This is a genomic window from Spiroplasma endosymbiont of Lariophagus distinguendus (assembly GCF_023846195.1).
Classification (GTDB): Bacteria; Bacillota_I; Bacilli_A; order Mycoplasmatales; family VBWQ01; genus Spiroplasma_E.
In genome coordinates this window covers 1-1,609 of the sequence record NZ_JALMUW010000109.1, presented here as the reverse complement: position 1 = coordinate 1,609, position 1,609 = coordinate 1, and the positions used below count along the sequence as shown (strand labels likewise).

1 protein-coding gene and 1 pseudogene are annotated in these 1,609 nt (G+C 24.8%); one reads left to right on the top strand and one right to left on the bottom strand.

Annotation, left to right across the window (positions count from 1 at the left end; translation table 4 throughout):
- The first annotated feature begins 38 nt into the window (after nt 1-38).
- Nucleotides 39-1,288 (top strand): annotated as a pseudogene (gene ilvA, locus M0D11_RS07475) (threonine ammonia-lyase).
- An 85-nt stretch (nt 1,289-1,373) separates the two neighbouring features.
- On the opposite strand, the gene M0D11_RS05840 reads toward ilvA, so the two are convergent.
- A complete protein-coding gene (locus M0D11_RS05840; protein ID WP_252320953.1) occupies nt 1,374-1,574 on the bottom strand; it encodes a Rid family hydrolase in 201 nt (66 codons plus the stop codon).
- Nucleotides 1,575-1,609: the final 35 nt, after the last annotated feature.

Here is a 1,609-nt window from a genome sequence, read left to right as displayed (position 1 = left end):
ATAAAATTATATTAAGAAAATTAGGAGGTATAGTATTTATGAAAATTCTAATTGATGAAAAAGATATTGAACAAGCATATGATAATATTAAAGATAAAATTACTAAAACTAGTCTGATAAATGCTGATAAACTTTCATCAATTTCAAATAATAATATATTTTTAAAACTAGAAAACTTACAAAAAACTGGCAGTTTTAAAATTAGAGGTGCTTTAAATAAAATACTAAATCTAAATCAAAAACAGCAAGAAAAAGGAATAATTGCTGCTAGCGCTGGAAATCATGCTCAAGGGGTAGCATTAGCTGCCAAAAGTTTAAATTTAAAATCAAAAATTATTATGCCCACAACTGCACCCTTGGCTAAAATTACAGCAACTAAAGAATATGGTGGTTCAAAATGTAATGTTAAAATTTATGGTAATATGTTTGATGATTCAATGGATGAAGCATTAAGAATTGAAAAAGAGGAAGACTTAACATTAGTTCATCCATACGATGATAGTTTTATAATTTCTGGACAAGGAACAATTGGATTAGAAATATATGAACAAATGAATGCAATTGGCAAAGAAATAGATTACTGTTTAGTTCCTATTGGTGGGGGGGACTTTTAAGTGGTATTTCAATTTATTTAAAAAGCAAAAATCCAAATATTAAATTTATTGGCATTGAGACACAAAATGTTGATTCTTATAATCAAGCTTTACAAAAAGGAAAACCTTTTAAAATTCAAGGTAAAAGTTCAATTGCTGATGGAATTGCTGTTAAACAAATAGGAGAATTAACATTTAATATTTTAAAGAAAAACGTTGATAAGGTTATTACTGTTAGTGAAGAAGAAATTGCGCAAGCAATGTTATTTTTATTAGAAAAATGTAAAATTGTAGCTGAAGGTAGTGGTGCTGTTGGTGTTGCTGCTATTCTTTCTGGTAAATTAAATCAAATCGTTGGTAAAAACAAAAACATTGTATGTTTAATTAGCGGTGGGAACGTTGATATTACAACCTTAGGTACTATTATTAATAGTGCTTTGATCAGTTGTCATCGTAGAATTGTATTTTCAATTAATGGTAAAATTAGTAATGATACTATTTTAGAAATTGTTAATATAATTAATAAGTTTGGTGCTTCTATTTACAAGATTCATAGTACATTTGATAAAAATCAATTAGATATCAATAATTTTAACATCAAATTTGTATTAGATATTACTGATGAAAATCAAAAAAATAATATTTTTAATGAAATAAAAAATTCAAACTATAATTTAAAATTGATTAAAAAATAGCATTTATAAATTTTAATAAATTAATTTTTATTGTGACAAAGTAAATAAAGTGGCGTAAATGTTGTTTTTTTAGGTTAAATAAAAATTATTGTTTTAAATAAGCAATCGCTTCAATTTCAATTAATGCATCTTTAGGAATTCTAGCAACTTGAACTGTTGATCTTGCTGGAGCATGTTCACCAAAGATTTCTCCATAAATTTTATTCATTTCAACAAAATGATTTAAGTCTTTTAAGAAAATATTAACTTTCACAATATTATTTAAAGTAATATTAGCAGTTTCCAAATTGCTTTAATATTTAATAAAATTTGTTTAGTTTG